Source organism: Mycobacteriales bacterium, assembly GCA_030697205.1.
Taxonomy (GTDB): domain Bacteria; phylum Actinomycetota; class Actinomycetes; order Mycobacteriales; family SCTD01; genus JAUYQP01.
In genome coordinates, this window is the sequence record JAUYQP010000034.1 from 168,226 (window position 1) to 174,303 (window position 6,078).

A 6,078-nucleotide genomic window follows, 5' to 3' on the forward strand; every position below is an offset into this window, starting at 1 on the left:
CGTCGTACGGTCGTGGGCGTGCGCAAGGGGCTGATGGGGTTGGCGGTCGTGGCGGCGGTGCTCGTGGTCGGGGACCGCGTCGCCGTGACGGTGGCGGAGCGGGCGGTCGGCACGCAGCTGATGGCGTCGGCGGAGCTCGAGACCAGGCCGGACGTGGACATCAGCGGCTTCCCGTTCCTCACCCAGGCGCTGAGCGGCCGCTACGGCGAGGTGCACGTCGAGGCGGCGGGCGTGCCGACCGACGGGGTGCGGGTCGCGAAGCTGTCGGTCGACCTCGAGGTGCTCGAGATCGCGCTGTCCGACGCCCTGAGCGGCACGGTCACGCGGGCGCCGGTGGAACGGCTCACGGCTCGGGCGCTCGTGTCCTACGCCGACCTGTCGCGGCAGAGCGGCTCGCGGCGGCGGCTGACCGTCGCCCGGGAGGGCGAGGGCGTCGCGGTCACCGGCAGCGTGGTGGTGCTCGGCCGGCGGCTCAGCGCGACCGCGGTCTCGACGGTGCGGCTGGACGGGGGCGACATCGTCGTGCGGGCACAGCGGTTCCGGGTCGGGGCCGAGCCCGCGGACGACGCGCTCAGCGCTGCGCTCGGCAACCGCCTCGACCTGCGCGTGAAGGTCGGGGCGCTGCCCTACGGCCTGGAGCTGGAGAGCCTCGCGGTCGAGGCGGACGGCATCGCGCTGGCAGCGGCCGGCGGACCGACGGTGCTCACCCCGGGCTAACCGCCCGCGAAGGGCGGGAGCACCTCGACGACGCTGCCCTCCCCGACCGGCACCGATGCCGGGTCGCGGCGACCGACCGGCGCGCCGTCGACCAGCAGCGAGCAGACCGTCAGCACGTCGGCGAAGCGGGCGTCGTGGCGCGCGCGGACCGCGTCGAGGACGTCCACGAGGGAGGTAGCTCCCGCTGCCCCCGGCTCGACGTGCTCCGACGCCACGCCCGCGGCGGCCCGGGCGGCCGCGAAGTAGCGGATCTCGACCGACGGCGCGCTCACGCTCGCACCGCGCGGTCGAGCAGCACAGGGAGGTGCCGGCCGATCCGGTCCAGCAGCGCGGCATCGGTGGCGGACTCCGCGTGGCCGAAGCCTTCCACTTCCCAGAGCTCCGAGCCCGGTGCGGCCGTGTGCAGCGCCCGCGCGTGGTCGAGCCCGAAGTAGTGGTCGCGGTCGCCGTGGACCAGCAGCAGCGGCACCGTCAGGGCCGCGGCCGCCTCGACCGGCGAGGCGGGCAGCGGGTCCCACCCCGCGCCGCTGATGCGGGTCCGCAGCACCGCCCGGGCGAGGACCCGCCCGCGCCGGGTCTCGACGACCCGGTGCAGCCGCCGCATCGCGGGGGTGTCCCTGGCGAACCAGCGCGACGTCGCCGAGACCGCCACCACCGCGTCCGGCAGGCACGATCCGAAGGCCGTCTGGCGCAGCACCGTCGCGCCGCCCATCGAGAACCCGACGGTGACCACCCGCCGCGCCCCGAGCGACCGGGCGACCGACACCGCCGCGTCGACGTCGTGGACCTCGCGGTCACCCAGCGTCGTCAGCCCGGTCGACGTCCCGTGCCCGCGGAAGTCGAAGGCCAGCACCGGCGCGTACGACGACAGGGCGGCCGCGACGCGGCGTACGCCGTCCTTGGCCCGCGACCCGCTGAACCCGTGCGCGAGCACCACCCAGTCGTCACCGGGACCCGCGAGCACGCTCGCGCCGAGCCGCTCGCCGTCGCTGGTGACGAGGTCCACGTCGCGGGTGTGTGTCACCGGTGTAGCCTGGCAGACAGGCAACGGCGCCTCCCTGATCGGCTTTTACCTCGGGAGATCTGCGCGATGGCCACCCTGCTGCTCCTCACCAACGCCCTGGCACCCAGTTCCGAGGTGCTCCCGGCGCTCGGTCTGCTCGGCCACACCGTGCGCGTCGCGCCGGCCGAGGTCACCGCTCTGCTGCAGGCCCCGCCCGGGGTCGACGCGGTGCTCGTCGACGCCCGCCGCGACCTCGCCGGTGCTCGGTCGCTGTGCCGGCTGCTGCGCACGACCGGCGTGACCGCGCCGCTGTTCGCGGTCCTCACCGAGGGCGGGCTGGTCGCGCTGACCGCCGAGTGGGGCGTCGACGACGTGCTGCTGGACACCGCCGGCCCGGCCGAGGTCGACGCCCGGCTGCGGCTCGCGACCGGCAAGGTCGCCGCGGCCGACACCTCCCCGGCCGACCCCGGTGTGGTGCGAGCCGGTGAGCTCACCATCGACGAGGGCACCTACACCTGCCGGCTGCGCGGCCGGGCGCTCGACCTGACCTTCAAGGAGTTCGAGCTGCTCAAGTACCTCGCGCAGCACCCGGGCCGGGTCTTCACCCGCGCGCAGCTGCTGCAGGAGGTGTGGGGCTACGACTACTACGGAGGCACCCGCACCGTCGACGTGCACGTGCGGCGGCTGCGCGCCAAGCTCGGCGCCGAGCACGAGCAGCTCATCGGCACGGTCCGCCACGTCGGCTACAAGTTCGTGACGCCGCCGATCGTCGCCCTGCCGGAGCAGGCTTCGGAGAGCGTCGACAGCGTGGTCCACCTGTAGGTCCACCTGTAGGTCACCGCGCGGCCACCTGCGGCACCTACGGTGCGCCGCCATGGGCATCTCGCACGAGGACCGGCCGTACGTCAGCCGGCGTGACTTCCTCCGCCGGACCGCTGTCGTCGGGGCCGCGCTCGGTGCCGGGCCGGTCTTCTGGCAGCAGCCGTCCTACGCCGCCGACGCGCCGCTGCAGCACCTCCACCTGCAGTACGGCGACGACGCCGCCCGCACCGCGCAGGTGTCGTGGTCGACACCGGTCGCCGTCAAGGACCCCTTCCTCGAGCTCGACGGCTCCCGGATCCGGGCCGTCACCCGCGCCTACCCAGGGCAGCCCGACCGGGTCTTCCACTCCGTGCGCCTGTCCGGACTGACGCCCTCCACGTCGTACAACTACGCCGTCGGCCACGCGGGCGCCTCGCTCACGACCGACCGGCTCACGACCGGCCCGTCCGGGCGCGAGCGCTTCACCTTCACCGCCTTCGGCGACCAGAGCTTCAGCGACCCGACGCCCGGGCGCAACGACGCCTTCCACAACACCGCGCTCGCGCAGTCGATGGACCCGGCGTTCCACGCGATCGTCGGCGACCTCGCCTACGCCAACGGCGACCAGGCGATCTGGGACTCCTACATGGGGATGATCTCGCCGATGGCCCGGCGGCGGCCGTGGATGCCGTGCATCGGCAACCACGAGATCGAGTCGCAGCTCGACCCGCGGGGCCTGCTGCTCGACACCTGGGGCGACTACGGCTACGACCCCTATCGCACCCGCTGGGACCTGCCGGGCAACGGCATCGACGGTCTCGAGGGCTGCTTCTACCGCTTCCGCTACGGCTCGGTCGAGGTGGTCTCCATCGACAACAACGACGTGACGTCGGAGATCCCGATCAACGTCGGCTACTCCGGCGGCCGGCAGGTCGACTACGTCTCCGCGGCGCTGGCGCGCGCCGCCGCCGACCCGGCGGTGGACTTCATCGTGGTGCTCATGCACCAGGCCGCCTTCTCCTCATCGTCGAAGCACGGCAGCGACCTCGGCGTGCAGACGACCTGGTTCGACGTCTTCGCCGAGCACTCCGTCGACCTGGTCCTGCAGGGCCACGACCACACCTACGAGCGGACCTTCGGCATGCGCGGCATGACCGTCGTCGACCGCGAGGCGCCATACTCCACCGACACCGGCACCGTCTACTGCGTCGTCGGCAACGGCGGCGAGGTGCAGGAGCCCTTCAAGCCGGTGCAGCCGGAGTGGTCGGCGTTCCGGCAGGAGGGCGTCATCGGGACGCTACGGGTCGACGTCGACCCGTTCGCGACGGCGACCACCGCGCGGATGACCCTCGGGCAGTACGCCGCCACCGACGGCCGGGCGATCGAGGAGGGCATCGTGCTCGAGCGGCCCTTCCGGCACCCGCGCAGCTCGTCGGCCGCTGCCGCGCCGGTGCCCGCTCAGGGATCGGCCGGCGCACCGGCTCGCCCCGGCGTACCTGCCCCTGCTCCTGCTGCCACAGCGCTGCCGTCGACGGGTGGCCTGCCCGGGGTCGCCGTGATGGGCGCGGCCGTGGCCGCCGGTGCCGCCGCCCTGAAGGTCACCGTCGGCCGCCTCGCCGACCCCGAGTAGCAGCCCACCGGCGACGTGGGGCACATCACGGGGGCCGGCGCGACCCGTCAGGCTGCGTTCACCTGAGGGCCATCTCGGCGTCGGATCCGTACGGCACCGTCGACGCACGTGACCGCCACCCCAGCGCTGACCCGCCGCACCCTCTTCAAGGCCACCGGAATCACGGCCGCCACCGCCGCCGTCGCGACCGTGGGCCTGCCCCGCGTCAACGCCGACGCGGCCGTGACCGGCCCGTTCCGGCACGGGGTCGCGAGCGGTGACCCGCTCGGCACCGCCGTCGTCATCTGGACCCGCGTCACGCCGACGGCCACCGCGACGCCCGGCTCCGGCAAGGGCCCGGCCACGCCCGTGCAGTGGGAAGTGGCTGCGGACAAGGCGTTCCGGCGCATCGTCAAGCGCGGCACCGTCGTCACGACGACGACCAGGGACCACACCGTCAACGTCGACGTCACCGGCCTGCGGCCCTACACGCAGTACTGGTACCGCTTCCGCGCCCTCGGCGTCACGAGCCCGGTCGGCCACACCCAGACCGCCGGCGACGACGGCGCGATCCACGCCCTGCGCATCGGCCTGGTCAGCTGCAGCAACTACACCGGCGGCTACTTCAGCGCCTACCGCTACCTGGCGCAGCGCAAGGACCTCGACGTCGTGCTGCACCTCGGCGACTACCTCTACGAGTACGGCAACACCACCGATCGCTACGGTCCGGACACCCTCATCGGCAAGCGCGACCACGTGCCCGCGGTGGAGATGACGACGCTGCAGCACTATCGACAGCGGCACGCCCACTACCGCACCGACGTGGACCTGCAGGCCGCGCACGCAGCCCACGCGTGGATCGTCATCTTCGACGACCACGAGGTCACCAACGACACCTACGACACGGGTGCCGAGAACCACCAGGACGGCGAGGGCGACTTCGCCGTACGACGCAGCGTCGCCTACCGCGCCTACGTCGAGTGGATGCCGATCCGTCGCCCCGACCAGCGGGTGCCCCACAAGGGCGAGCGGTTCTGGCGGCGCTTCTCCTTCGGCCCCCTGGCGGACCTGTCGGTCATCGAGACCCGGCAGAACCGCTCCGAGCCGGTCGCTGGCGCGGCGGGTGGGCTGCTGGGCTTCAACAGCCCCGAGATCAACGACCCGGAGCGGGTCTTCATGGAGCCCGAGCAGATGGCGTGGCTGACCTCGGGGATCGGCGACGGCTCCCGGCGCTGGCACCTCATCGGCAACCAGACGGTGTTCACCCGCGTCGCCGCGGGCCGCGACCTGCCCGGCCGCGACCTGCTGCTCGAGGCCGGCATCCCGGTGCAGGGCGCGGTCTTCAACACCGACCAGTGGGACGGCTACGGCAACGACCAGCTCGAGGTCCTGCAGGCGATGGCCGCGAGCCCGACCGACACCGTCGTGCTGACCGGTGACATCCACTCCAGCTGGGCCAACGACGTGCCGCTCGACAGCGGGACCTACGTGCCCGGCGTCAACGGCTCGGTGGCCGTGGAGTTCGTCGTCCCGTCGGTGACCTCCGACGGGTTCGGCGAGATCCTCGGCGGCGCCGAGCCCGCGACCGCCGCGACGACGGCACTGCAGGCGACCAACCCGCACATCCGCTACCTCGACGGGATCGGCCACGGCTACGCCGTCCTCGACGTCACCCCCGACGCGGTGCAGACCGACTTCTTCCACATCAGCGACCGCGAGGACCCGGCAGCGACGCAGCAGCTCGCGGCGTCGTGGCGCAGCGAGCGCGGCACCAAGTCCGTCGTCGAGGCCGGCGCGCCGATCGGCCCGCGCCTCGACGTCGCCCGCATCCTGTCCGCACCCACCGCGACCGCTGCGGCCCCCGCTGCTCCGGCCGCTGCCGCCCCCGCCGTCACCCCCAGCGCGGCCCTGCCGTCGACCGGCCCGGCCACCGCCGCCACCACCGCGG

General features: G+C 73.7%; 6 protein-coding genes. 4 read left to right on the forward strand and 2 right to left on the reverse strand.

The annotated features are described in order from the left end of the window. Positions 1 to 18 precede the first annotated feature (18 nt). The gene (locus tag Q8R60_11515; protein ID MDP3713097.1) at positions 19 to 717 is read left to right on the forward strand and encodes a DUF2993 domain-containing protein; all 699 of its coding nucleotides are present in this window, start codon (positions 19 to 21) and stop codon (positions 715 to 717) included. On the opposite strand, the gene Q8R60_11520 is transcribed toward Q8R60_11515, so the two are convergent. Then, entirely contained in the window at positions 714 to 989 is a 276-nt protein-coding gene (locus Q8R60_11520; GenBank protein MDP3713098.1) for a MoaD/ThiS family protein, read from the reverse strand. The genes Q8R60_11515 and Q8R60_11520 overlap by 4 nt on opposite strands. Continuing rightward, entirely contained in the window at positions 986 to 1,741 is a 756-nt protein-coding gene (locus tag Q8R60_11525; GenBank protein ID MDP3713099.1) for an alpha/beta fold hydrolase, read from the reverse strand. Before Q8R60_11525 ends, Q8R60_11520 begins: the two co-directional genes overlap by 4 nt. A 66-nt stretch (positions 1,742 to 1,807) precedes the next feature. Here Q8R60_11525 and Q8R60_11530 point away from each other — a divergent pair, with 66 nt between their 5' ends. The 3 genes from Q8R60_11530 to Q8R60_11540 form a co-directional block, all read left to right on the forward strand. Beyond that, positions 1,808 to 2,542, forward strand: a complete 735-nt coding sequence (locus Q8R60_11530; GenBank protein ID MDP3713100.1) for a response regulator transcription factor — start codon at positions 1,808 to 1,810, stop codon at positions 2,540 to 2,542. Between the two features lie 52 nt (positions 2,543 to 2,594). Then, the gene (locus Q8R60_11535) at positions 2,595 to 4,151 is read left to right on the forward strand and encodes a metallophosphoesterase (GenBank protein MDP3713101.1); all 1,557 of its coding nucleotides are present in this window, start codon (positions 2,595 to 2,597) and stop codon (positions 4,149 to 4,151) included. Positions 4,152 to 4,259: 108 nt separating this feature from the next. Next, positions 4,260 to 6,078: alkaline phosphatase D family protein (locus tag Q8R60_11540; GenBank protein ID MDP3713102.1), on the forward strand; the 1,819-nt coding region annotated here is incomplete at its 3' end.

Coding starts and splice junctions, on each gene's coding strand:
- Q8R60_11530 (MDP3713100.1), top strand. CDS start 1,808: ATGGCCACCCTGCTGCTCCTCACCAACGCCCTGGCACCCAGTTCCGAG.
- Q8R60_11535 (MDP3713101.1), top strand. CDS start 2,595: ATGGGCATCTCGCACGAGGACCGGCCGTACGTCAGCCGGCGTGACTTC.